Source organism: Paenibacillus sp. J22P169, from assembly GCF_059691995.1.
The window spans coordinates 2,512,062-2,537,601 of the sequence record NZ_JCAUAO010000001.1; the positions used below are offsets into that span (position 1 = coordinate 2,512,062).

22 protein-coding genes are annotated in these 25,540 nt (G+C 43.1%); all 22 read right to left on the minus strand.

The genetic code is table 11. The features are described from left to right. Positions 1–20: 20 nt before the first annotated feature. Positions 21–899: a carbohydrate ABC transporter permease gene (locus AC58QG_RS11560; protein ID WP_497362190.1), complete on the minus strand. Its 879-nt coding sequence runs from the start codon at positions 897–899 to the stop codon at positions 21–23. Between the two features lie 27 nt (positions 900–926). Beyond that, positions 927–1,883, minus strand: a complete 957-nt coding sequence (locus tag AC58QG_RS11565; RefSeq protein WP_497362191.1) for an ABC transporter permease — start codon at positions 1,881–1,883, stop codon at positions 927–929. A gap of 79 nt (positions 1,884–1,962) precedes the next feature. Further along, entirely contained in the window at positions 1,963–3,465 is a 1,503-nt protein-coding gene (locus AC58QG_RS11570; RefSeq protein ID WP_497362192.1) for an extracellular solute-binding protein, read from the minus strand. A 168-nt stretch (positions 3,466–3,633) separates the two neighbouring features. After that, the gene (locus AC58QG_RS11575) at positions 3,634–5,658 is read right to left on the minus strand and encodes a glycoside hydrolase family 13 protein (RefSeq protein WP_497362193.1); all 2,025 of its coding nucleotides are present in this window, start codon (positions 5,656–5,658) and stop codon (positions 3,634–3,636) included. Positions 5,659–5,878: 220 nt separating this feature from the next. Next, positions 5,879–6,853, minus strand: a complete 975-nt coding sequence (locus tag AC58QG_RS11580) for a formylglycine-generating enzyme family protein (RefSeq protein WP_497362194.1) — start codon at positions 6,851–6,853, stop codon at positions 5,879–5,881. A 42-nt stretch (positions 6,854–6,895) separates the two neighbouring features. Beyond that, positions 6,896–7,432 (minus strand): chromate transporter, encoded by a 537-nt coding sequence (locus AC58QG_RS11585; protein WP_497362195.1) that lies wholly within the window; start codon positions 7,430–7,432, stop codon positions 6,896–6,898. A gap of 18 nt (positions 7,433–7,450) precedes the next feature. Next, positions 7,451–8,098 carry a chromate transporter gene (locus tag AC58QG_RS11590; RefSeq protein ID WP_497362196.1) on the minus strand — a complete coding sequence of 216 codons (648 nt, stop codon included), beginning with the start codon at positions 8,096–8,098 and terminating at the stop codon, positions 7,451–7,453. 324 nt (positions 8,099–8,422) lie between these two features. Then, entirely contained in the window at positions 8,423–9,562 is a 1,140-nt protein-coding gene (locus tag AC58QG_RS11595; RefSeq protein WP_497362197.1) for a glycerate kinase, read from the minus strand. Positions 9,563–9,574: 12 nt separating this feature from the next. Continuing rightward, positions 9,575–10,441, minus strand: a complete 867-nt coding sequence (locus tag AC58QG_RS11600; RefSeq protein WP_497362198.1) for a carbohydrate ABC transporter permease — start codon at positions 10,439–10,441, stop codon at positions 9,575–9,577. Between the two features lie 17 nt (positions 10,442–10,458). Continuing rightward, the gene (locus AC58QG_RS11605; protein ID WP_497362199.1) at positions 10,459–11,340 is read right to left on the minus strand and encodes a carbohydrate ABC transporter permease; all 882 of its coding nucleotides are present in this window, start codon (positions 11,338–11,340) and stop codon (positions 10,459–10,461) included. 82 nt (positions 11,341–11,422) lie between these two features. Next, positions 11,423–12,736, minus strand: a complete 1,314-nt coding sequence (locus AC58QG_RS11610; RefSeq protein WP_497362200.1) for an ABC transporter substrate-binding protein — start codon at positions 12,734–12,736, stop codon at positions 11,423–11,425. Between the two features lie 30 nt (positions 12,737–12,766). Continuing rightward, positions 12,767–13,570: a sugar phosphate isomerase/epimerase family protein gene (locus AC58QG_RS11615; protein ID WP_497362201.1), complete on the minus strand. Its 804-nt coding sequence runs from the start codon at positions 13,568–13,570 to the stop codon at positions 12,767–12,769. A gap of 26 nt (positions 13,571–13,596) precedes the next feature. Next, complete coding sequence (locus AC58QG_RS11620) at positions 13,597–14,454, minus strand: helix-turn-helix domain-containing protein (protein WP_497362202.1); 858 nt, start codon at positions 14,452–14,454, stop codon at positions 13,597–13,599. 18 nt (positions 14,455–14,472) lie between these two features. Continuing rightward, positions 14,473–15,540 carry a zinc-dependent alcohol dehydrogenase gene (locus AC58QG_RS11625; protein WP_497362203.1) on the minus strand — a complete coding sequence of 356 codons (1,068 nt, stop codon included), beginning with the start codon at positions 15,538–15,540 and terminating at the stop codon, positions 14,473–14,475. Positions 15,541–15,695: 155 nt separating this feature from the next. After that, positions 15,696–16,850, minus strand: coding sequence for a Gfo/Idh/MocA family protein (locus tag AC58QG_RS11630; protein ID WP_497362204.1), 1,155 nt, complete (start codon positions 16,848–16,850; stop codon positions 15,696–15,698). Further along, complete coding sequence (locus tag AC58QG_RS11635) at positions 16,850–17,560, minus strand: ThuA domain-containing protein (RefSeq protein WP_497362205.1); 711 nt, start codon at positions 17,558–17,560, stop codon at positions 16,850–16,852. The genes AC58QG_RS11630 and AC58QG_RS11635 overlap by 1 nt, the downstream gene beginning before the upstream one ends. Before the next feature lie 252 nt (positions 17,561–17,812). After that, complete coding sequence (locus AC58QG_RS11640; protein ID WP_497362206.1) at positions 17,813–18,640, minus strand: glycoside hydrolase family 43 protein; 828 nt, start codon at positions 18,638–18,640, stop codon at positions 17,813–17,815. Positions 18,641–18,689: 49 nt separating this feature from the next. Then, positions 18,690–19,451 (minus strand): MgtC/SapB family protein, encoded by a 762-nt coding sequence (locus AC58QG_RS11645; RefSeq protein ID WP_497362207.1) that lies wholly within the window; start codon positions 19,449–19,451, stop codon positions 18,690–18,692. Beyond that, positions 19,448–21,691, minus strand: coding sequence for a glycoside hydrolase family 88/105 protein (locus AC58QG_RS11650; RefSeq protein ID WP_497362208.1), 2,244 nt, complete (start codon positions 21,689–21,691; stop codon positions 19,448–19,450). Before AC58QG_RS11650 ends, AC58QG_RS11645 begins: the two co-directional genes overlap by 4 nt. A 14-nt stretch (positions 21,692–21,705) precedes the next feature. Continuing rightward, positions 21,706–23,517, minus strand: a complete 1,812-nt coding sequence (locus AC58QG_RS11655) for a hypothetical protein (RefSeq protein WP_497362209.1) — start codon at positions 23,515–23,517, stop codon at positions 21,706–21,708. Beyond that, positions 23,459–24,406 (minus strand): sugar phosphate isomerase/epimerase family protein, encoded by a 948-nt coding sequence (locus AC58QG_RS11660; RefSeq protein WP_497362210.1) that lies wholly within the window; start codon positions 24,404–24,406, stop codon positions 23,459–23,461. The genes AC58QG_RS11655 and AC58QG_RS11660 overlap by 59 nt, the downstream gene beginning before the upstream one ends. Positions 24,407–24,503: 97 nt before the next feature. After that, entirely contained in the window at positions 24,504–25,523 is a 1,020-nt protein-coding gene (locus AC58QG_RS11665) for a Gfo/Idh/MocA family protein (protein WP_497362211.1), read from the minus strand. Positions 25,524–25,540 lie beyond the last annotated feature (17 nt).

Below are 25,540 nucleotides of genomic sequence, written 5' to 3' on the forward strand. Positions count from 1 at the left end.
ATCTATTCTTTTTGTTCTTCCTATTCTTTAACCGAACCCATGAGTACCCCTTTGACAAAATATTTTTGCAAAAATGGATACACCATCAATATGGGAAGTGTGGCGACCACAATGGCAGCATATTTCAATGTTTCAGGAAAAGCAGTTTTATTAGAGTCATCGAGGACTTGGCCGTAGCCAGTGGAGTCGCCAATAATGACAAGCTGCCTTAGAACAACCTGCAGCGTCCAATAACGTGAATTATTCATATACATGATTGCCGCGAAAAATTGATTCCAATTTCCAACTGCATAAAATAACGTAAAGGACGCAAGTGCAGGCAGAGACAAAGGTAATGCGATTCTGACAAAAATACCAAAATTGCTGCAACCGTCAATTCTTGCCGAATCTTCGAGCGCTTCTGGGATACTTGCGAAAAAATTTTTCAAAACAATCAGATTAAACGCAGAGATGGCACCCGGTAACATCAAAGCCCAAAAACTATTGATCATACCCAGTTGCTTAACAACTAAATATGTTGGGATAAGTCCACCGCTAAACATCATTGAAAACACGATTAACATCAAAATCGTCCTGCGAGCGCGAAAACGCTTCTTCGATAAAGAATAGCCTAATGTCGAGGTAAACAGCATATTAATGGCTGTGCCTACTACAGTTACGAAGATCGTAAATAATAAAGCTCTTACAAACGATGGGGTAGTAAGAATCATATGGTATGACGTAAAGGTAAACTTCTCAGGCCATAAAATAATGCTTTCAGTAAGTACCTGTTTGATTGGTGATAATGATGCAACAATGACATAATAAAAGGGAATGAAGGTTACTAGCGCTACAAAGAACAATGTAAGATAGTTTGCACCATCAAAAATCCGACTGCCTATCCCTCTATTTCGAATCATGCTGTAATCCTCCTTTTCCTTGCCTGGTCAATAAATGCCATCTTCGCCAGCCTTTTTAACCAACCAGTTCGCAACCGCTACAACAATTAGACTGATGATTGATTTAAATAGTCCGACAGCCGTGGAGAAGCTTAATTGACCTTCGACTAATCCCTTTTGATACACAAATGTTTCAAAAACATCTCCCACATTTCGCACCAAACTGTTTAACATAAGGAAAATCTGTTCAAATCCGACATCCATGATATGCCCCAGACGCAATAGAAACAAAATGATAATCGTGCTGCGAATCGTAGGCAATGTAATATGCCATAACTGTTTCCAACGGTTCGCTCCATCCATGACGGCTGCTTCATACAATTGCGGATCTACACCGGCGAGAGCAGCTAAATAGATGATGGTGCCCCAGCCCGCTTCTTTCCAAATATCTTGTGAAACAATCAGTGTTCGAAAGATGGCCGGTTCAGACAAGAAATTGATGGTTTTGCCGCCTACGGCTTCGATAATATGATTGACTACTCCACCGCCAGATAACATGACAAAAGTTATCGAGGCTATAACAACCCAAGATATAAAATGCGGTAAATAAATGACTGTCTGTATCAGCTTCTTAAAGACTGTTTTACTTACTTCGTGCAACATTAACGCAAAAATGATTGGAACTGGAAAGAAAAAGATAAGCTGATAAAAGCTAATCAACAATGTGTTTCTCATCAAATTCCAAAAATGATCATAAGCAAATAACTCCCGGAAATGCTTAATACCGACCCAATCGCTTTTCCAAAATCCCAAAAAAGGACTGAAGTCTTGAAACGAAATGAGAATTCCCCACATCGGCAGGTATTTGAATAGAAGAAAATATAATATCCCAGGAATAGCCAACAGATACAGATCCCAATCCTGAAAAAAGAATACAAATCTCCGTTTCGTAGTTGTTTGCGTGTTCGATTGCTTCAAACTGGATTGCTCTGATAATTGGTTCATAGGTTTCGTCCCCCAATGATACTAGTTCTCTTGCCGCACACTATGCGGCAAGAGAAACTGACAGGATGCTGGATTACGGTCATTTTTTGCCCTGCGATTTATAGAACTCATTTGTTTCCTTCGTGATTTGGTCGCCTCCACCCGACTTCCATTTCGCGACAAACTCATCGAAAGCTGTTGCTGGCAGTTGACCCGTAATTATTCTTGTGAAGTAATCGTATCTAAGCTTGTTGTTTATTTCTTCGTTCTTTTGAATCTGCGTTGGTGAAATGTAGGCTGTAATAGGTGGAGCAATTCCCTTATCCTTAACCCGATCAAGCGCATCTCGTTGCACTTTTTGGACATCCGCAGGCGCGCCACTATCCGAATAGCTGTAGACGTCATATGGTGACACCATGATCAATTCCTTCAGGTCATCCTTAATGTACTTCTCATTCGTAGTGAACGTGCCATCTGCATTCTTCGTGTTATGAATACCATCTATACCGTATTTATTGAAATGGTAGCCTTCATCACTTGCTTCCCAGTTCATAATCTCCAATACTTTTTCGACCTTTTCGGGTTTGGCTGAAGCAGGTATGACCCATCCCGCAGCGTTGCCGCTACCTGCAAAGTATCCACTAATTCCAGTAGGTCCTACTGGGGGATCGATATAGATAAGCTCTGCCTTTGGATCTACTTTTTTCAGTGCGGCAATGTCTTGTGCGTAATCAATGATATAGCTTTCAAGGAGAATTCCCGCTTTCCCACTTTGCAATTCTTTTCTTGTGTTTCCTTGCTGGACAGGGAAGTCTTTACTTAGTGCTCCTTGCGCGTATAAATTCCGCAAAAATTGAAGAGACTGATTCATTCCTGGTGTAACAAATGAATTTGTTATCGATCCATCTGCTTCTTTCAACCAACCGTTACCTGTTCCAAATGCAGCAAACAGTGGATTCAGGTTGGATAGTTTAGGATCCGTGGCAATCCCGTAAGTATCTGCATTGCCGTCGCCGTCAGGATCATTTTTGGTGAATGCAATTGCGACTTTGGCCAGGTCATCTGTCGTTTTCGGAATAGGCAGATTCAGTTTATCTAGCCAATCCTTGCGAATCAGGACGCCTGTACGCACAATCGGTCTCACTCTCGGGATCATATAGAAATGTCCGTCTACTTTAACATTGTCCCAAATCGATTGCGGGTATTTTTTCAAATTAGGCGCTTTTTCAATATATTTATCTAATTGCATAAATGCACCTTGCTTTAAGTAACCGCTTAACGCCGCGTCTGGGAATGCGTTCCAAACCATCACGTCAGGTATGCTGCCTGAAGCAACAATGGTGTTTTGCTTTGTTGTATAATCATTAATTGGCGTGTCCATAATCGTCAGCTTTACGTTAAACTTCTTTTCTAAAAATTTGATAGCTTCATTATCGTCATGCGTAATTTGGATATTAGCAGATGTGTAAAACATTACGCTTAAGTCCATTGGCGCTTTTGTTGAAGAACTCGCTTTCTCGGCTGAAGAGCAGCCAATAAGTGAAGCAGATAGTAATGAGGTTACTGCCAATGTTTGTACCATACGTACTCTGGTTTTTGTCAATTCGTGTACCCCCTAAAATTAATAAATGAGTAAGAATTAGAACTGCACGAAATATGAACACGCTTACATGAATACAACTACAATACTAATCCATAATGAGCCTATTTTCTAGGTACAGAACTGGTGAATAATCACACAAAACTGTCATTGAGAAAAAGGTTGAAACACTTATTGTGCTAGGATCGCACCGTAATGTCCATTCACAGAAACGGTTACGGAACCATTTTGAACGGTATATTGCGTTCCTGTAATAAGATCTGTCATTGTACTTCCATCCACAACGCTAAGTTTTGAGACCGGAATCGTAACAGATTTCCGAGCAGAATCGTTGTTTAATGCAATAGCAATTCGATTCGTATTGTCAAATCGACCAAAAGAATACATTTTAGCAGAATCATCCGTCAACAATGTCATAAACGAACCCGTCCTTAAAGCGGGATACTGATTACGAATTCCAATTAATTGTTGAGTTAATGCAACAGCCGCATTAGAAGTCGTGCCTTGCGACCAATCAAACGTACGACGGTTGTCAGGATCAGCTCCACCCTGCATGCCATACTCATCCCCGTAATAAATAGTTGGCGTCCCTACATACGTCATTTGGAAGAACAATGCCAAATACGTTTTCCAGATATCTCCTCCTGCCCTCGTTCCGAAACGGGTAATGTCATGATTCCCCAAATGGTTGCTCATCACCTGCTGCACATTGGTTGGGTAATTGGCACGTGTGCCTAGCAGCCAGCTGTCGAACTGAGAAGTTGGAATGGATGCTGTATTATTGCTGTAATCTTTACCTGTTATCCATTGAGATACGGGTTGAGTAAACCCATCAAAATTCGTCGCTCCGTCCCACTGATCACCGGCCGCAGTCCAAGATGACGCATTCCCCCAATACTCTCCCAATATATTAGCGTTGGGATTTATTGATTTTACTGCACTGCGAAATTCCTTCCAAATCGTATGATTAGTGGAATTATTCCCATTTCCTCCATCTTTATCGGCATATTGAGGAGCATCCAATCGCCATCCATCAATACTGTAAGGTGCTCCTAGATAGGTTTTGGCAACCGAATTGCTATTATTATATAAAGCATTGCGAACGGCTGAACCTGTCGAGCCAAAATTCAACTTCGGTAATCGAGAAGACGTGAGGAAAGTGGAGAATGTAGTCGGCCATGTTTGGAAATTATAATAATTGGACCAAGTACTCGATTGTGACTCATAAGCTCCTAGTGTCGGCCATTTGTTATACTTATCGAACCATTGATTCGTATCGCCGGTATGATTGAAAACACCATCTAATACCACATACCCCTGAGGGCCATTCGCTGAGCTGTGGATGTTAGAGATAAGCGTTTGAAGAAGAGCATTCGTTCCGAATGCGGGGTCTACCGAATAATAGTCCTCTGTATCGTATTTATGATTGGTTGGAGCTTGAAAAATGGGGTTCATATAAACGATATTAGCACCAAGCGTTTGCTTGATATAGCTGAGTTTTTGATTGATTCCGCTCAAATCCCCACCGAAGAACACAAGATTATTGCTATAACCAGTCCCCGCAATAACACTGCTCCCCCATGTCTTCTTCTCAGCAAGATTACCATTATACTGATTAGTACCTGTTTGCACATCATTCGTCGTATCTCCGTTATAGAAACGATCCGGGAATATCTGGTACATAACACCATTCTTCATCCAATCGGGTGTCTTAAAATTGGGGATAATAAAGAAATCTCGATTGGTAGATTCGGTATCCGATGGTCCTTTTGCATCGTACCACACCGTTTTGGAACCATCATTGATCTGAAAATGATAATGTTTGGTTGTACTACTAGCAGGAATGGTTCCCTGCCAAAACTCGTAGATCCCTGTGGCGTCGTTGGATACTTTCGACATGGCAACCCAATGATAGGTACTGTCCGCCGAATCAAAGTAACGAATATTAGCAGTTGTGATGTCGTTGACGAACGTACGGAACTTCAAAGTGACGCTCTGAGTACCCGTTGGCTCCAGATTATTGTCAAAAACAGGCCCTTGGTCATGAAATAAACCACTCCACATGACATTGTTATCCTGGGCAGCAGCGTTCGCCACTTTTGTTGGCGTAAGGTAACTACCGAATACAGTCAAAGCACACAAACAGATTGACAGCGTTTTTAGACGCTTAATTGGACCCGTCTTGCTGATTTTCATAAACAACACTCCTTTCAAAATGAACCTTGTGTTAGCGCTTACATTATCTAGTATAATCGTAGTTTGGGATTACTTTACAGTCACAGAACTGTCACGTAATCACTCTAAACTGTCTTTTTGATCTGCCACCCAATCCGAACCGTGCCTTAACGGTACATGCAAAAAGCCTCCCTTTCCAACGGAAAAGGAGGCTTTGGTATGACTACAGCTTAATCCTACGCTACTGGGCATCTGCCGCACAACGGAATCCAATGTTGCCTGTTGAGCTGTCTGGCGTGTTTTTACTGCGTGCCGCGACGCGGTACCGATTGCAATACGAACGGTGGCACAAGTACGAGCCGCCGCGGAGCACCCGTGTATCTCCCGATGGAGGGCCAACGGGGTTGTCCTTTTTGCCCTTCACATGGTAGTTCGGGCTGAACCAATCGGAGCACCACTCCCACACGTTCCCCGAAACATTGTACAAGCCGTACGCGTTCGGCTCGAACGCTGTAACTGGCGCCGTACCCGCGTAGCCGTCGCTTTGATTGTTTTTGTCTGGAAACTTACCTTGCCAAATGTTACACATATGTCGTCCGCCAGGCTTAAGCTCGTCCCCCCACGGGTAGCGCTTCTGGGCTAGTCCACCGCGAGCGGCGAATTCCCATTCGGCTTCCGTTGGGAGTCGTTTACCAGCCCATTTGCAATAGGCTATCGCATCTGTCCATGAAACATGGATCACCGGGTGATCCCAGCGATCCTCGACATGCGAGTCAGGCCCTTCGGGATGCAGCCAATCAGCTCCCTCGACCACCCACCACCACGGGGTTTGCTGTACTTTATTCTGTACACGCTGTGCCGTCGCTTCGGACACGAACAAATGAAAAACGAATGACCAGCCGAATGACTCTGCCTCCGTTTGGTAATTCGTTGCATCAACAAATCGCTTGAATTCTGCATTCGTAACTGCGAATGGGTCTATGTAAAAGGGTCTTACCGTAATTTCACGTACGGGACCTTCCCCATCAGCAGGGAATCCTTCGCGGTCGTCTGTTCCCATAAGGAATTTCCCACCAGGAATCAGCACCATGCCTTCTTTGCCTATTGAACTTGCAGACGTAGGTATCTCTACTGAAATTGACACATCAGAATGCGTTGATGGCTGCTCGGATGACGCACGGCTGGCGGAACAGCAGGTTGGTTTATTCGGTTCCATAAGTGTCGTCCTCTCACTTTCGTTCTATTAGGTTGCATGCTATTAACTAAATATAGCAATTCCTACTAACGCCGACAACACAATCGTTGTGAGTGGATGCCATTTGTACTTATGGACAACAAGAAACACGCCTGCAGCAATCAAAACGGTGAATAATACTTGCCAAGTAAACATATTTTGCATGCTGTCCGAAAAGCCAAAGTGAACAGCCGCGTAGACGATTAATCCCGTTACGATCGGTCTCAGACCATAAAAAGTCGTGTGCACCGCTTTGCTTTGAACTATTTTATAAAAAAAAGAAGAAATGATAAGAATAATGACGAACGATGGCAATACCATGCCTATCGTGGAAAAAATAGCACCAAGAATGCCATCTGCCCGATAGCCAATCAGGGTTGCGGTATTCGTTGCAATCGGTCCAGGAGCCATCCCAGCAACAGCAACACTCTGAGCAAAGTGCTCTGTCGTCATCCATCCATGCTGTTCAACCTCATGTTGAATAATAGGAATCATCGCATAGCCGCCACCGAAGGACATGAGCCCTATTTTCAAAAAAGTCACAAAAAGCTCCCACAACATCTACAACCCCACCCTTTCTTAGATACCATCCGCGATGTAGTAATCGTAGTAGGTGTAGCCATTGTAGGTCTTGTGTACAGGTTCTTTGCCTTTTTCCAAGCTAATTTGAAATCCGAATGTTTCTTTCACTTTGACAAAAACAAATCCGATAAACAACCCTATGAGAATCATGAAAAGCGGATTGATCGGAAGCAGCAACAAGATTGCTACGGTTCCAACAGCCGTTACTAAAGTCGTTTTATCAAAAATAGCCGAACGAGCCATATTATATGCTGCCAATACGATGAGTCCGATAATTGCTCCATGAATGCCTTTGAATGCGGCTATGACTTTCGGCTCGGACTGCATGAACATTAAGAAAATGCTTAACGTTAACGCAATCAGAAATGTAGGCAAAGCAATGCCGATGACGGCTGCTGCTGCACCTGGTATACCTGCTAGGCGATAGCCTATAAATGCGGATGCATTTACGCCGATCCCGCCCGGGGCTGAGCCTGCGATCGCGACGATATTGGAAATCTCGTCTTCCTTGATCCATGCTCGTTTTTCTACCACTTCCCTCTCAATGACGGGAATCATTGCATATCCCCCGCCAAACGTGGAAGGTCCGATCTTGAGAAATGTCCAGAATATATCCAAACAAAGATGTAATTGTTGTTTCTGCATATGGATTCCTCCTTTGCCCATTTGTATGGTCTCTCAATTATACTTCACTTAACTTCAAAATGGAATAAACATTTTCGTCAATAAGGCATATGCGAAAATTAATCTTTGTTAAATACATGGGATTAATACCCTTATTCCGATCAATCCACTCAGTTTAATTCAATTTGATATTAAGTGATATGAAATTATGTTTTTCTCAAAGAAGGTATTTATTAAATACTTGTTTATTATCTATAAATGATAAAAAGCCATGAGATGGACACCATCCCTTGGCTTCTTGTATTTGTTGCGCGCATTGAAGTGTATATGTTCACCTTCGAGAGACTAGAACTTTCTAGCCACAGTCACCAATCGCATGATTTGTTCCGTTTGATCTATTACCCATTCTCTTGTCATTCGAATTGAGGTCTCTAAGGTAGCAGGTCCTGGTACGATTGAAAAGGCAGCCTTTAGACCAAGCTTCGTCATCTCATTACCTGAAAGCATTCTTTCACCGCAAATAGCAACGACAGGCACATGATTATCATTTGAGGCTGCACAAACACCTGAGATTACCTTTCCAAATAAAGTTTGCTTCTCTAATCTACCCTCGCCTGTGATGACTAAATCGGCATTCTCCACATGCTCTCTGAAATTCACTGCATTCATGACGAGATCAATCCCAGGCAATAATGTTGCATTCATCATAACAGCCAGTGCCGCACCGATTCCGCCAGCCGCTCCCCCCCCAGAAATTTGGTTAACGTCACTATTCTTTTGTTGATTTAAAACAGTAGCAAATTGTGTTAATGCCATGTCCAATAGTTGTACCATCTGTGATGTTGCCCCTTTTTGAGGGCCATACACAATGGATGCTCCAGTAGGTCCGTGTAGTGAATTGGTTACATCTGTTGCAGCAATGAAAGAAGATTGCAAAATTCGTGGATCTGCATTTGTTTCATCAATTCGATGCAAATCAGCCAAAGCCGCCCCACCTTCCGGCAGTTTATGATCATGAACATCATAAAACTCATACCCTAATGCTCGCAATAAACCCATTCCGCCATCATTCGTTGCGCTGCCACCTAATCCGATAATGAATTTGCGATATCCAGCAGATAGAGCTGCATGAATTAATTCTCCAGTACCTCGGCTAGTTGCAATTAAGGGATTCAGTGTTCCTACTGAAAGAAGAGATAAACCAGAGGCTGCAGCAGTTTCAATAATAACGGTTTCTCCATCACCCAGAACACCATAGTCAGCCATGATCATTTGCCCACGGGGATCCGTTACTTCAACGGGATATAGTGTTCCTGCTGTCGCATACACCAAATTATTCATTGTGCCCTCTCCACCATCAGCCAACGGAACTTCGATAATATCCGCATCTGACAGAACTCGAAGAATGCCCTCACGGATCGATGCACATAATTGAATGGCATCAAGAGAACCTTTGAACGAATCTGGCGCAATGACAATTTTCATTATGAGCCACACCTAGCCCTTCATTGAACCTGATGTAATTCCTTCAATAAATTTCCTTTGGAAAATAATATAAATCACGATAATAGGTACGATTGCAATGGATACTCCAGCTGCAATTAGAGACTGATTGGAGGTGTATTCACCAAAAAAATACATCATACCCAGCGGCAATGTGCGATACGCATCATCATATACGAATAGTAGCGGAAGTAAGAAGTCATTCCACGACCACATAAATTCAAATACCAGTAAAGAAGTAATTGCTGGGATTGTCAACGGAAGCATAATATGCACAAAAGCTTTGAAATCATTACAACCGTCAATCTTCGATGCATCCATCAATTCATCTGGTAAATCTTTAAAAAATGTACGCATCATAAAAATAGCAAACGGCATCGCCAACCCAAGACTCGGCAGAATTAACGCCCAATAGGTATTTATTAAATTCAAACTTTGCATTGTGTAATAAAGTGGAATGACCATCGCTTGAATCGGCACCATCATCCCAAATAAAAAGATGAAAAACAATACATCTCTACCTGGGAATTTCAGCTTACCAAAGCCAAAACCTGCTAACGAAGCTAGTAGAATTATAAAAAATACGCGAGGAACGGCTACAAACACACTATTCATCAAATACTTTCCCATTTTTCCAACAGTCCAAGCTTCGGAAAAGTTACTGAAGGTCAAGTACTTCGGAAATGCAAATAGGTTTGTATTTAATTCACTTACAGGTTTAAGTGCAGCTAGAAGAATCCAAACGATTGGCATAATCGATATGAATGTGAATGCAAGTAAAATCAGATAGATACTAGCTTGTTTTACATACGTTGACGTGCTATTTGGAGCCGTCAGTTGAATTCCGATTGTATCCTTCATCAATAAACGCCTCCTTGTTAATCATTTCTTTCAGCAAATCGCATATATACGATCGAGCAAGTAGCAATAATGATAGCTAAAGTTATTGAGATGGCTGCTCCATAACCTACTTCATTTAAGCGAAAAGCGCTATCAAACATATACGTAGAGATGACTTCCGAGGAATGATAAGGACCACCTTTTGTCATCATATAAATAATGTCAAACACTTTGAAGGAGCCAATTAATGAATTTAAGACTAGCAAGGTGATTGTGCTTTTCAATAAAGGAATCGTCACACGGGCAAATGTTTGCAGAACGGATGCCCCTTCTATCTTGGCAACTTCATAGTAGCTTTTATCAATTCCCTGCATAGCAGCCATAAAGATGACCATACAAAATCCATAATAAGTCCAGCTTCCAGCTGTTGCTAATGCCGGCATAACGGTATGTTCATTACCCAACCAGTCTAAAGCCAATCGGCTTAAGCCTAATTTCTCTAAAGTTGTATTGATGATTCCAAAACTGGGATGATAAATCCAGTTCCATACGATACCTACCGCAACTAACGATATGATCGTCGGCATAAAGTACGTAACTCTGAAAATCATAGCCCCTCGAATTCCCTTGGAGAGAACCAATATGGCAAGAATTAAACCAATAAATATAGGAATCGTCACCGAACAAGCAATCCAGAACAAATTGTTCCCCAGAGCTTTCCAGAAAATAGGATCATGCAACAAACGTATATAATTATCAAAACCAATAAAATTCATGGTAGGGCTGGCCCCATCCCAGTCAAACATACTATATTGAGCAGTTTGCAGAATAGGGATGACTAGAAATATAATATAAAAAATCAAAGCGGGCAGAATAAAAAACAATGCCTTAAATGGTTTTATTTTAATGAGGATACCCATATGTTCACCTCCTATGTCTGTGCTTATTGGATCCGCATAAGGATAGGACTTGAAGCCCTATCTTTATGCTTTCCTATTAACATTAGTTGTTGCCTTTAGCCTTTTCTTCCGCATACACTTTTTGCTTATTCTTAACAACTTCTGCGCCAGTTTTCTTCCCTGCAATCAATTCCTGCAAGTCATTCATCGTCACATCATTAACCTTCTGCGGCATTAAAACATCGAGACTGTAGGAAAGACCTGCAGGTGCTGCAGACAAGCTAACTACTTCTTTAAAGAGTGAATTCGCATTAATTGTATTTACATCAATTGTCATTGGAGGAATAATACTTGCCTCGTACCATATTTTTGCCGTCTCATTTGAGTACATATAATCCAGGAATTTAACAGTTTCATCCGCATGTGGTGTGCTGGAAGAGATTGCAAACGTGCCGCCAATTCCGCCAGGTGCCATAAGCGGCAAGCCAGGTTTAACAGATGGGAGTACGAAGAAACCAACATCTTCTTTCAAGTTTTCAACCATTCCGCTGACCATCCATGTACCTGTCATACGCATTGCAGCTTTACCTGTGAAAAATTCTTTATTACCATCATCATATGATATCGCAAGTGGGCTTTTCGTCGTATACCCGTCTGTGATCAATTTTTTAAAAGTGTCTAATGATTCCGCAAAAATGGGTTGATCAAAGCTTTTTTGACCATTCAGAACCGCATCCATTTCTGTTTTACCTGCAACGGCTGTATAGAATATGCTTTCCAAGTGGAACGCTGGCCATTGGTCTTTATCATCCAAAGAAATGCCAACAATACCTTTATCTTTAGCAGCTTTACAAATGGCCAAAAATTCATCATATGTTTTTGGAACGTTTACACCTAAATCCTTAAAAATTTTCTTATTGTAGTAGACGCCAAGCATTTCAACTTGCGTACCAACGCCATATACCTTTTTATTGAACGTGTTACGTTCTTGAATCCATGCAGGGAAACGTTTATTCCATCCCAGACTTTCTGATTTAGCTGTTAAATCCATAAGTAAATTAGCGTTGGCCAAAACACCTAGATAACCAGGACCTGCATCATAGGCAAACAAATCCGGTCCATCTTTGCTTAATAACGCCGGCTTAATCAATTTACGTTGATCGTCTGCTTTCATGGAAGATCTTTTAATCTTAATATTTGCATTTTGTTTTTCGAAGTTAGCAATAATGGTGTCCATAGCTTTAGATTGTGTTTGATCCGTATAATTATCCCAAAAGTTAACCGTTACCACTTCATCTTTTTTCACATTCTCAGTAGTCGTATTTGCTGCTTTTCCAGGAGCTTTAGTTGAACAAGCTGTTAATACCAAACTGCTGACTAGCATAACCGGAACTATTGAGCGAATTAATTTTTTCATTCATATCTCTCCCTGTCATTCTGATTTGGATTAACCTTGTAAACAGCTACGTAAAAAGTGCAATGTTTCTTGCAAAAGTTCTTTCTTTTCATCACCGATTCTGCACTCCATAGATAAATAACCTTGATAATTAAGACTTTGTAAGGTTTGAAAAGGTGTCCGAAAATCAGTATGTGCTTTACCAGGAAGCTGTCGATTGCTATCTGCTAGATGAAAGTATCCCAAGCTGCTGAATTCATTTTCGATGGTAAGCGAGATATCAGCCTCTTCGATATTCATGTGGAAAAAATCACCTAGAACCTTCAGATGTCGGCTCTCAACCTCTCTGATTAATGAAGCAGCTTGCGAAACTGTATGCAGCATATGATCTTCATAACGGTTCAAAGGTTCAATGAATAAGGTTACTTGCAGCTTGTCAGCATGCTCAGCTATCCGCTTAAGCGAATCTATTAACGCGCTGTGATCTCCTTGTACATCCCGTGGTAACACTTGATGCGGTAATGATTTGGAGAACATCCCATAAGCTGCTGGCGCAATAATCCCTTGTGCACCTAATTGTGCTGCAAGCTTCAAAGATTGTTGTATATCCGAAACGGCTTCTAGCCTTTTGGATTCGTCGAAATGACCAATCCAATGCCTATACCCACCGCAAATGGCAGTAAGAGGAATGCCTGTTGCATCGATTGCTGCTTGCAGTTCTGCGGCTAGTCGCTCATTCAATGGCTGTTGAAAAAGGTTTAATTCTACGCCGTCATAACCTATCTCTTTTGCCATTTGAAACACTTCTTTGTAATCCGATAAACCCGTTAACTTATCCTGAATGGCAAATTTCATCGTGTAATCTCCTGTAAAGTGATAAATTATTTTTTCGTAAAATACCCGTCAATTTTCTTTTTATTGAGTTCACGATAATGGGATGGCGATGTGCCTACATAGGTTTTAAACAATCGTGTGAAATTAGGAATGCCATTAAATCCCAGTGATAGCGCAATTTCGGTAATCGAAAGCTGACTTGTTTTTAACAACGTCTTGGCTTTATAAATTTTCATTTCTCGCTGTACCTGTATAGGCGATCTGCCATACAATTCCTTGAATCGATTGCTAACGTACGTAGGGTGCATATTCATTTCTTTGGCAAATTGAGATAATGAGAAATCCTGTTCAGGATGTTGGATAATTTTCGCTAATATTTCCATGAAACTTCGCGATTGAATGTTGGTACCTGTATGCTGATCTATATGAATGGCGCTTTCAAGTACTAAGTAAATTAACTCAAGGGCTTTAGCCTTACGCAAAATGGTTCTTGGTAAAAATCCTGTTTGTTGTTTAAGCTCATTGTATTGTAGGAATACCCTCTCAAATTCTTCCTTATCCTTTAATTTGAAGGTATAGGGGATTTGAAACAGCTTGAGTACATCTATGACTCCACCAATTTCAAAGGTAAAGTGCGACCATAAAAAGATCGACTCTTCCGTGTTCTCTTTGAAATGATCATGCGCGACATTAGGCGGGATTAGAATGACTGTTCCTGGTTCAATCGAAAACAATTCCTCTCCGATTCTAAGTTTTGCATAACCCTTCTTATGGTAAGACATGACATAACAAGGACGGATGCGGTTGTAGGTTTTCATTTCACGTCTGGTATGAATATCAAACTCAATAATATTGAGTACCGCATTCTTTAATAAAAGATCTAAATCCATAGCACCGTCCGACACGCTATCCCCCCTTATGGTTCATTCAGTCAACGTAAATGCTACACCCAATTTAATGCTTTCTTCTGGTTTACGATCTACATAATGCTCATATCCATCAGCGGCTTCTGTAAAAGGAATAACAGGGTCAACAATCTCTTCGCAATTCACCTGATTGGTTGCTAACAAGCTCCAACAAACCTCTTGAATTCTTTTCCAGCTCCAGCGTGGATATTCTGGGTTCGGCTCACTGCAAGCACGAGAAAATACAATTTTCGCATTGTTAAAGTGTGCTTCCATCCCTAGATTTAATCCGCCTTTAAATGGTCTTGCCCAGCCAACAAATGCGATTGTCCCTCCATAAGCTAACCCGCGTAAGCAAGCTTGTAAAGCATGTTCGTTCGCACTTGTCTCGATGATGACATCAACACCTAGCTTGTCAGTTGCTATTTTTAATTCAAGTCCCACATCTTGTGACATGGGATCGAATGCTTCATCGGCTCCTGCACGGAGTGCAGCTTCTCTTCTTTTCTGAATGGGGTCTATGACAGCCACGTAGCTGGCACCTGCTAGCTTAGCCATTTGAGCCGCGATTGCTCCAATAGCGCCAAGCCCTGAAATCGCTACTCGATCTCCAATCTTAACTTGTCCATCTCGAATACCACCTAATGCAAATTGAGCAGGATCGAAGCAAACGGCATTTTTCCATAACATGTCTTCTGGCATTTTCATTAATCGTTTAGGGTTAATTGTGTTCACAACATGCGATTCGCGAATGCCACCATAACCGCAAAGTCTTTCGCCAATCTCATATCCTTGTACTTCAGGTCCGACTTCCGTAATACAACCCACCCATTGATTGCCAATATTCCAATTCCCAAATGGACTTCCTACAGCTTCGTTTGGGTTTGGCGGCATAAATGCGTGCCATTCTTGATCATAAATAGCTTCCTTCTGGTTGCGTTCTCCGCGAAAATCAGCTATTTCTGATCCATGCTTTGGAGACGCGTATTCCACTTTAACTCTAACCTCTCCTGCCATTAGGGGAGCTTCCACATAAGTTACTAATTCTGCTTTGCGTGGTGCCGTTGCGACAAGCTGTTTTGGCATGTTGAATCCTCCCAATCATTCTATATGAATGCATGATGTATTAAAATCAGTTATCATAAATAAGTTTTTCGGTTAACCGCTTACATCTTAATTATAAAGGGAAATGTTTTTTTGTTCATGGCACTAATAAATTGATATTTATCACTAATACAGGTTTAATTGATTATTACCCATCGCTGTGTTTGGTAACTTTCCAGAATAGCATCTACAACTTTCATGACCTGATGTCCATCTTTGAAGTCTGCAAATGATTTTACATCGGTTAACTCATTCGCTTCCTTGCTTCGAATAGAAGAGTAAAAATCAATTAACATATTTTTCAATGCATCCGGCCAGCCTTCTTGATGACCTCCAGGGTAATGCGACAGCTCTGCAGCTGAATCCGAAAGCAGTCGCGGATCCGAGAATAGCTCTTGATTCGCTAGATCACGTTGACCTATCCATAAGGAATTAGGCGTTTCTTGATTCCAAGCCAGTGATCCTTTGTCAGCTGCAATTTCAAAAAACAACTTATTCTTGCGACCAGCGCTTACTTGTGAAATCGTAAACACGCCTTGAATTCCGTCTTCAAAGTGGACAAGTACACTTCCGTAGTCTTCCGTTTCCATGTGAATTTCCTCGTACAAAGTTTCCGATTCTATCGCACATGTATTCGCTTTTTCTTTTGACTTTAACCTAATCGGATGAACAACCTTCAAATCAGCAAATACTTTGACAATTTTCTTGCCCAATACATATTGGATGGTATCACACCAGTGAGAACCAATATCTGCCAATGCGCGTGAGGCACCATTATATTTCGGTTCTAATCGCCAATTATAATCTGTATTGTTTAACAGCCAATCCTGCAAGAAACCTCCATACACAAGGTTTACTTTGCCATAAGCCGACATATGAAGTTGATGTTTAATTTCGGCGATCAATGGATAATGGCGATAATTGAAAGCTACTCCATTTACACCCGCGTTATCTTGAGCTAACAGTGCCAGCTCTTTTGTCTGTTCACTGCTCATTCCTAAAGGTTTTTCAGATAAAATATGCTTGCCTGCCAATAATACCTCGCGATTAATCGCGTAATGCATATAGTTCGGTGTGCAATTGTGAATAGCCATGACTTCGCTGTCTTGAATTAGTTCACTTTCATTTCCATATGCTTTTGGAATCCCATACTCGAAGGCAATTTGTTGTGCTTTCTCCAAACTACTACCTGCAACAGCAATAATATGTAAATAAGGAATACGCCGAATCGCTTCTATATGTGCTTTTGCTGAGAAACCTGTTCCTATGATTCCGATATGAATAACCTTCATTACAGCTTCTCCAATGGTTCCGTTTTACCAAATCGCAGTTGGGGTCCTTCGATTGGAGCTGCCCACTGAGCGGCATTCCTGATGACCTTCATGATTTGCGGATTATGGTAGGTTGGATATGTTTCATGCCCTGGTCGGAAATAAAATATCTTTCCTTTACCACGTGTATACGTACATCCACTTCTAAACACTTCTCCACCAGCAAACCAACTAAGCAAGAGAAGACTTTCTGGTTCTGGGATATCAAAAAATTCCCCATACATTTCCTCTTTCTCGAGCTCGATATATTCACCAATACCTTCGACGATCGGATGGCTTGGATCAACTACCCACAATCGCTCCTTTTCTCCAACCTGCCGCCATTTCAAATCACAGGAGGTCCCCATTAATTTTTTGAAAATTTTCGAAAAGTGACCAGAGTGAAGGACGATCATTCCCATACCTTCCTGTACGCGTTGATATACTTTTTGAACAATCTCATCTTGTACTTCCTCATGCGCCTTATGTCCCCACCAAATTAACACATCTGTCTCACGAAGCACTTTATCCGTAAGTCCGTGCTCAACTTCATCTAGTGTGGCTGTCCGTACATTCACCCCTTCTTGTTGCAAACCCATCGCAATCACATTATGAATGCCTTCAGGGTAAATTGCAGCTACAGAATCGTTCAATTTTTCATGTCGATATTCATTCCAAACCGTGATATTCACTGGAACTCCTCCTTTTGAATTGCTTTATTTTTGACATGTTTCATATTCACATAAAATAATAAAGCCCTTACAAGCATTGTAAACTAAGCGATTATGCATTTTATATGGCTCAAATAAATAGGTATTTACCATTTCTACAGGTTTAATTAAACCTACAATTAGACTGAGTAGATTTGTTGGAGACAGCAAAAAGCCAAGCGATGGGCAACCATCGCTTGGCTTCACTTTTGACTATTCACGTAAGATCGTTACTTAATTTCGCAGCTTCAAAACCGAACCATGCCTTGCCCCTCTGGGCACATGCACCTGGTCTGTTATATCCTCCCACTTGCTGAGATCACTTGAGCGGTAAGCTCCATAATACTGTTCGTGGAATCCATCTACGAGCAGTATCCATTCCCTACTGTCTCCACGCTCCACAGCATATAGTGTCGGTCCCTCAGTAAGCGCTGGTGTTAGCAATTCGGATATACCGGTGACTGTCGGAGTATCACTCGACTCTTTTGCTACGATGCAGGAACGAATCGCTTTGTTCAATGTCCCCTTCTCATTATGTCCGCGTTCATCTTTAAACAACATGAGATAATGATCATCCAGATCCGTCACGTTAGCATCGATGACGTTGTAGCCTGGATCGAAAAAGAGCTGCGCTTCCGAGAAAAACTGAAAATCCGTCGTTGTCACGGACCAAATTCGATGATTTCTCGGTCCCGCTCCAACCGTCGAAGACCATACAATCCGGTACGCCTTTTTGATGCTATCGTAGAAAGCTTCCGGTGCCCACGCATTCTGAGTCTCAGGCAGATGCTCCATGACAGGAATCAGCTTGGCATCGTGCCATTGAACAAGATCGTGGGACCATGCATAGCCTAGGCTTTTGCTCTTCCAACCATCTGTCCACAAGAGGTGGAACTTGCCTTCAGCATCTTGCAGGATGAATGGATCGCGCAGCTGCCGTGTTCCTACTGGTGACTCCCATATAGAGCCTCCACCGTTCATTCTGCTCCATTCAAACCCGTCTTCACTCGTAGCGAGAAATAATTTCTCTTCTTTTTCTGTAAAATAGCTGAATACGTACACGGTGGCTCATACTCCTTGCTTTGTCAGAATGAGGCTCTCTTCCACTCGCCTAAGCCACTTGTTTATGAAAGACGAAGTTGGATGCTTCCATGCTGACGACGGTATCGAGCGCGGAAATTTGCTCATAAGCCGCAAGCAGCTTCTCGTGCTTTGGACATCGCAAGCTAAAAACCAAGTGCATGACCGGGAGTTCCCCATCATTACCTTTCCCTGCTGCTTGTGTAGGAGCACTCTCTGGCATCATCTTCAGATGAATCACCTGAATGCCCTGTTCCCCGAAGCGCGCGGTTAGCGAGCTGAGGAAGCCAGGATGCTCATTGATCATGATCTCGACTTCATGCGTACGGCGGTGCCTGATGATATGCTTTTCCAGCTTATTCAAGACATACAGGCTGACGAGGACCAAAAAGGTACAAACAAGCGCACCGGTAATAAAGCCTGCACCAACGCTTAAACCAATGGCCGCAACCAGCCACACAGAGGCTGCGGTCGTCAATCCTTTAATGACACTGCCGTTTCGCAATATAGCGCCAGCACCTAAGAAGCCAATACCGCTGACAACCTGTGCAGCCAACCTAGACGGATCGATACGAACGTTGGCTTCATTCACAAAATCAGAGAATCCGTACTCTGACAGCAGCATGATGGTCGCCGAGCCTAAACATACTAAGATGTGCGTTCGGAAGCCTGCTGCATGATTGTTCCATTCCCGTTCTAGACCGATCAAACCGCCAAGAACGACCGCTAATACCATTCGAATAATCAGATCCAAATGACTGATTTGCCAAACGTTATTGGCAGCACTTATCATTGTGAAGCCTCAACTGAAACATCTGTCAGCCAGCGTTTCAATTTCACAACTTCTGAACCGGCTAGCATCATGATGCCAACCCCATGGTTGTCATTCTTAACAGTAAGCAAATCCTTTTTATAATAGTCAGCCGTAAATGCATACCTCGAGCCGCTGCATACACCATGCACATTCCCCTGTGCATCTATAGCAATTCGTGTAAGTCCACTCCACGCTTGTAATGCCGCTTCGATGAAGCGCTGTGGTTCCTTCAGCCAGCCAAAGCGTACACCCCGCGCAAACGCATAGGCGAACATCGCTGTACAAGAAGCTTCCTCATACGCATCTGAATCATTCAATACTTGATGCCAGAGGCCGCTCTCTGCTTGAAGATCCGCATATCCTCCGCACAGGTCATTAAAGAAACCAATGAGCTCTGGTCGATCTTTATGCGCAGCAGGCAGTGACTCCAACACCTCTGTCAACGAAAAGAGTGTCCAACCATTGCCACGCCCCCATGGTATTCCTGTCGGCATGCCGTATTTAAAATCAAATACGTGCGACATGATACGCTCTTCCGGCATATACAAGTACTTGCGAAACAGCAGAAATTGCTTCGCCGCTTCATCAAGCGCTTCTTCCTTGCCCGTGATCCGAGCATATCGGCATAAGAAAGGTGTGCTCATATAAAGATCATCGGCCCACATGGTATTTTCCGAATATTCATCCTGACAGATCCGATAAAAAGCGCCATCTTCCTTGCGTTCCAAGCCATGCTGGATGAAATGTGCAATTCGATCCGCAATTACCATGAATCCTTGATCTTTCTCTTCCTGATACGCTTCTAGCATCGCAGAGCCGAAGGAGCCGCAGTTATCCAGCATTTTCATCATAACCAATTGTTGATTGATAGCTGGGAAGCCATACTGCTCTCGATCCCATAGCGAATATGCGAACATATCCGTACAGCTTTGAACATGATCCAACGCATATTGGGTAATGTCAGCTCGTTGCAATAAGCGGCCCGTTTGCAGCAGTCCATAAATCGTTACGCCGAGCGGATAATCCCAACGCGCATAATTCGTAACATTACCAACTGTCCATTTATTGCTCAGCATCGCATTCTCATAGTAAGGGCGAATCCATGTATCAGGACGATCCAAGCGCCAATAAGCCTTCTCTTTGGTATTGATATCCATCGGATATACACGATCCGTTCGCACCAATTCCTCATACGGTAAGGAAACTTCGGCAGCCAGAGGGCCTAGATACAACCAAGGATCTGTGGAACCATGAACCTGCAGCGGCGCGCTTAATGTGACAACCTCGCCTCCGGATTGTGCTTGTAACATATAGCCCCACGTGATATCTTCACAAACACTCCGAATCACAAGATCATGTTGACCGTAAGAAAGCGGAACCTCTACCTGAAAGCTGCCTTCTTCTCCAAGTTCAAGAATTTGCTTACCATCCAGCCACATGGTTAGTGATCCCGCAGCATGCCCACGAAGCAAGATAGCTTCTTGCCCACCGCTAACCTTGTTCAGCTTCGTCCACGCATACGCCTGTTTACCTGGCTGGATACCAAACAATCGCTCGCAAGCAGGTTTCGAGCTCTCTATCTCATTCCACGCTAAGGTAGGCAGCCAACACAAACCGTTATTCGACTCCGAGGACATCGCATCTGGTAACGAACGCCCCTCGAAAATATCGTGATCGACAGGTGTGGAGAATACCCAACCCGCGTGTCCCTGACGTTCCGTAAATGGTGCTAGCACATTCAGAATGCGCACCTTGGCTTCATCGGAACCGAATAGGCAGCCGAAACCAGCAGCTGTATGCTTCGCTTTGATAAATAGACGATTCCAGCCTTTCACGAAGTCCACGTTTAATTTCACAGTGGCATCCGGCTTGATCTCGTCAATAACATTGGAACGATACGTCAACTCATCGTTGAAATAGAACTGAATCGGTCCCAAACAGTTGAGCAACACATCTAAATTTCGTTCGCCATCACTCCAAACTAAGGCATAGGCATAAGAAAATTGTCCAGGCCTTGCCTCAGGGAATCTGCGACCCAAATCGAGATCAAACATCCCTTTTTCATTTTGCATAATACCTGCACGGCTAAACGCTCGAAACGCGAAAGGAACAGGTGGATTAGCACCAATATAGCGATCAGCAAGCACTTTCAACGTTCGTTTATCGTCATTCCCTAAACGGGTTTGTATACTCTCTTGTTCATTAAAATAGATCGTCATAACGAACTTCCTTTCTACAGTAGACGAATCTTGAATGTCTTATCATAGGGTGTGACCAAGTTGACATGGACATATTGACATCCGGATGGATGCTGATCTTCACGAACGATTGGCAGGATATGATCATAGGCGCCAGATGAAATTTCCATAACATCCCCGTCTACCTCATACTTCAATGCACCGCTTTTGAGGAAGAACTTGCCTTCTTCACCTGCGAGCAAGTCATCACCACTCACCGTACCTTCATTTCCAAAAATGAAGGTCAACTGCGTGAACACATCTTCACGCTCGTCTGAAGATACGCGGATTGTCCATTCGGAATCTCCTGAATTCGTTATTTCCGCTTGCAGCGCCAGCTTCTGAAGATGGGTCATTGGGCGATGTTGATGCGGTAGTAAATACCAAGGGCTGAGCGTCGAGCTTTCCAAGGATTCAATCAGCAAATGACGCGGGATAGGACCGTTGTAGCCTTTTTCTAGTACAGTTCCAAGCTTATATACGCCATCATTCGCTGTCAGATCCGCGAACTTCACAATGCCTGGAGAGAAGGAAGTTGAAAGCTTAATACCGAGCAGCCTTGCTTTCCCCTTGCGAAGAGAGAAGAACGACGGTGTCTGCGACATGATCGTTACACTTTGATCCAGCTCACGGATACGAACCAGCGGGGCTCCGAAAGTGAGATGCATACTGCTATGCTGGATTTGCATGTGATGCCCTACTTCATCAATTTGCTGCAGATGTTCCTTGATCGGATGCTGTGCATTTAACACTTTCACATAACGATCAAGCAGCGGCGATCTTTCCAACTGAGAAATATCTGCCTCCGGGTACACGAGCATATTCATCAGAGGATGGTTGTTCACGCCTTCGTGGAAACCTGTAATGAAAGATCCAGCATAATCGGCCATAGCAGCAAAGGAAGGATCCTTATCATGCGCCGCCATTAGTCGGTAAATTGGAAAGTAGTTCGCCATAGTAGCCGACTGACCGAAATCCTGTCGACCAGAGTAATCTGTGACAACTTCGCCCGAAGGGTGGACTAGATACATCATCATGCGCAGATTACGACGTACACATTCGATGAGTTCAGGACGGTTCATCAAACGCCCTGTATGATAGAGAGCGATATCGCTGACAGCGTTATAAATTCCGTTGCTGCGCTCTGTCCATTCTCCATCTTCGGTGATATCCAATCCTTCAGCCAGCCAGTCTTCTGCTCTAGCCAATAGCTCGGGCCGCGGGAAAATTTCATACAATAACGTAAGAGCAGCAGTAATGACCCATCGATGATTCGGCGTATGACAACCGCCGGTCAGCATGGCTGGAATCGTGCGCTCTAGGAAAAGCTTCAGCTTATCTGCAACTGGAGCCGCTTCTGCCCAATCGTGCTTGTTCAGCAACTGGTACATCTGTGTGACGCCACCTACTACGAACGCTGTATCCGGAGGAGAATTATAATTCGTTGAACCGAGTGAGATGGTTCCGTCTGCATGTTGTCTATTCAACATGAAAGCTACTGCTTTATCCAACGCGTTCAACAGTAGGATATCATGATAATAACGAGAGTCCGGATTCACTAAAGCAGACACCCACCCAGCGATCATACGCGGAGTGCTCATATGGTTAGCTCGGGCAATGCCCGTCTCATCCTGAATGCCGCCATAATATTTGGATAGCGGATCAAGGATTTGGTTCAAAAGTGCAGCTTCCGTTAGTTGATCATTCAGGCTTACTAAGCGATTATAAATAGCATCCACGGAGGTCACCTTACCCTTTCCTAGCTGCAATTTTACTGGTGATGAGGTTGTGGCTTTCATGAATCTCATTAGGCTCGCACAGCGCTTTCAGCTCATATACTTTGACTTTGGCATAATCAATGGCTTCTAGGAAATGGTCGAAATAGTGCAAGTCCTTGCTGTGAACATAAGGGCACCAATGATCGGCAAGTTCCAGCGTTTCATGGATATGAACACCATAAATATATTTTTTAACTTCTTGTAATTCTTTGAGATTATCGTACAAGCCCATTCTGTCCATCATCATGGCGTGACCGATATCGTACCATAAGTAAACGGGGCTGCCTGCCAGGTTTTCACAAATCGTTTTGGCTTCCATCAAGGATGGCATCTGATACGATCTGGAGCGAGTTTCAATGCCGATTGCAACATTCCAGCCTTTTTTAGCTGCATGCTCGCTGACTTGCTCGAGACTTTCTTGAATCCTTTGTGTATACAAAGGACTTAATCGATCTCGTAGTTCAATCATGACGCTCCACAGCTTTTGATATTCTGCTGAATCTTTCCCGTGATCCCTATAAAGTTTCTTTAAGTCGATATCAATATTGTAGTCAAAAGGAACTTCACCTGGATGCACGACCACGGCTTTGGCTCCATAGCGATTGGCATATTCCATGGATCGAATAAGCAGCTCTACGGAACGCTTACGCTTCGCTTCATCATCGAAGCCCAACATGACGGAATCTGTATCATAATCCTTATCATTGATGAACGGGAACACGTTGTGTACGCTAGAGACACCGATTTCGCCTTTCTCAATCATGGGTTCAATTGTTGTCATCATTTCTTCTGTTACGTTATAGTTGAGCTCGACATTGCGAAAGCCCAGCTCTTTAATTTCCTCAATCATGCCCCGTCCTACGGTATGCTTCTTGATATTCCAACAAGTTGAAAAGGAATATTCCCCTTTATCGATCATGTCTCTTCCTCCTAAATGTTCTTCTGTATAAAAGAAAGGTCAGAATTCCCTTACTTCAATGAAGGGGACGCTCTGACCTTTCCTTAGGAAAATGGTTTTATTCTGAAAGGTCAATCAGCTTAATCACAGCACCATAACGTGCCGACAAGGTCGATGCTTCCATCAATTGCGTCAAATCAAATGCGAGCTCAATGTTCTCTGTGGCCGTCGTTCCATGCTGAATATGAGATACCCATTGCTCGAAAGCAGACGGCAGTTTAGGTAAATCCGTCACTTCTTGCCAGCCTGTGGAAGCTGCACCTGACATTTTGGAGCTGCGAATGCGTAATTTATCATCCGTTCGGGCATACATAAGGTTACCCTCTGTTCCCTGTATCTCAATATCAAATTGCGAATAGCTGTTCACGAATCCTGCTTCCACAATGCCCAGAGCGCCGTTTGGATAACGTAATGTGGCTACTGCACTATCTTCAACTTCACGCTCGGTTATATAGCCAAAGCTAGCACTTACGCTTTCAGGCAATCCCAGAAACAAGCGTGTTAAATACATTGGATGACAGCCAAGATCCATCAATGCTCCTCCACCGCTTTGTTCTAAGTTAAAGAAATGGGCAGGAAGAGCACCGTTCGGATTTTTCTCTGTGCGTAAGGCACCATTGTGAGCAAGTCGAATACGAACCGTTGTTAACGTTCCAAGTAAACCCTCGCGGATACAATTTAGTGCCGCTTGCACAAAACCCATATACAAACGGGGCAACGATACCGTTAGCTTGACTCCCGCTTCCTCAACAACGGCAAGAATCTCCTTGCATTCTTTCGTCGTGGTAGCCACGACTTTTTCAGTGAAGATATGCTTACCCGCTTTAGCTGCGGCGATAATGACCTCATGATGCCTATTCGTTGGTGTACCCACGATAACAGCGTCGATCTCAGGATTACTCAGAAGCTCTTCCAAGTTTACGTAAAAGGTGGCGCCAAGCTCATCAGCTTTGTCGCGTCCTCGCTCCTGTACTTCATCCCATACTGCAACAATTTCGGTATCTGGGTGTTCGATTACTAGACGTGCGTAATCTTTGGCATGAACATGCCAAAAGCTCAACATCGCTACTTTAATCATGGTTCGACTGCCTCTTT

What these genes read in the sequence shown, in the direction of transcription:
- AC58QG_RS11560 (WP_497362190.1), bottom strand. Translation starts at nt 899, where the DNA reads ATGATTCGAAATAGAGGGATAGGCAGTCGGATTTTTGATGGTGCAAAC.
- AC58QG_RS11565 (WP_497362191.1), bottom strand. Translation starts at nt 1,883, where the DNA reads ATGAACCAATTATCAGAGCAATCCAGTTTGAAGCAATCGAACACGCAA.
- AC58QG_RS11575 (WP_497362193.1), bottom strand. Translation starts at nt 5,658, where the DNA reads ATGAAAATCAGCAAGACGGGTCCAATTAAGCGTCTAAAAACGCTGTCA.
- AC58QG_RS11580 (WP_497362194.1), bottom strand. Translation starts at nt 6,853, where the DNA reads ATGGAACCGAATAAACCAACCTGCTGTTCCGCCAGCCGTGCGTCATCC.
- AC58QG_RS11585 (WP_497362195.1), bottom strand. Translation starts at nt 7,432, where the DNA reads ATGTTGTGGGAGCTTTTTGTGACTTTTTTGAAAATAGGGCTCATGTCC.
- AC58QG_RS11590 (WP_497362196.1), bottom strand. Translation starts at nt 8,098, where the DNA reads ATGCAGAAACAACAATTACATCTTTGTTTGGATATATTCTGGACATTT.
- AC58QG_RS11595 (WP_497362197.1), bottom strand. Translation starts at nt 9,562, where the DNA reads ATGAAAATTGTCATTGCGCCAGATTCGTTCAAAGGTTCTCTTGATGCC.
- AC58QG_RS11600 (WP_497362198.1), bottom strand. Translation starts at nt 10,441, where the DNA reads ATGAAGGATACAATCGGAATTCAACTGACGGCTCCAAATAGCACGTCA.
- AC58QG_RS11605 (WP_497362199.1), bottom strand. Translation starts at nt 11,340, where the DNA reads ATGGGTATCCTCATTAAAATAAAACCATTTAAGGCATTGTTTTTTATT.
- AC58QG_RS11610 (WP_497362200.1), bottom strand. Translation starts at nt 12,736, where the DNA reads ATGAAAAAATTAATTCGCTCAATAGTTCCGGTTATGCTAGTCAGCAGT.
- AC58QG_RS11615 (WP_497362201.1), bottom strand. Translation starts at nt 13,570, where the DNA reads ATGAAATTTGCCATTCAGGATAAGTTAACGGGTTTATCGGATTACAAA.
- AC58QG_RS11625 (WP_497362203.1), bottom strand. Translation starts at nt 15,540, where the DNA reads ATGCCAAAACAGCTTGTCGCAACGGCACCACGCAAAGCAGAATTAGTA.
- AC58QG_RS11630 (WP_497362204.1), bottom strand. Translation starts at nt 16,850, where the DNA reads ATGAAGGTTATTCATATCGGAATCATAGGAACAGGTTTCTCAGCAAAA.
- AC58QG_RS11645 (WP_497362207.1), bottom strand. Translation starts at nt 19,451, where the DNA reads ATGATAAGTGCTGCCAATAACGTTTGGCAAATCAGTCATTTGGATCTG.
- AC58QG_RS11650 (WP_497362208.1), bottom strand. Translation starts at nt 21,691, where the DNA reads ATGACGATCTATTTTAATGAACAAGAGAGTATACAAACCCGTTTAGGG.
- AC58QG_RS11655 (WP_497362209.1), bottom strand. Translation starts at nt 23,517, where the DNA reads ATGAGATTCATGAAAGCCACAACCTCATCACCAGTAAAATTGCAGCTA.
- AC58QG_RS11660 (WP_497362210.1), bottom strand. Translation starts at nt 24,406, where the DNA reads ATGATCGATAAAGGGGAATATTCCTTTTCAACTTGTTGGAATATCAAG.
- AC58QG_RS11665 (WP_497362211.1), bottom strand. Translation starts at nt 25,523, where the DNA reads ATGATTAAAGTAGCGATGTTGAGCTTTTGGCATGTTCATGCCAAAGAT.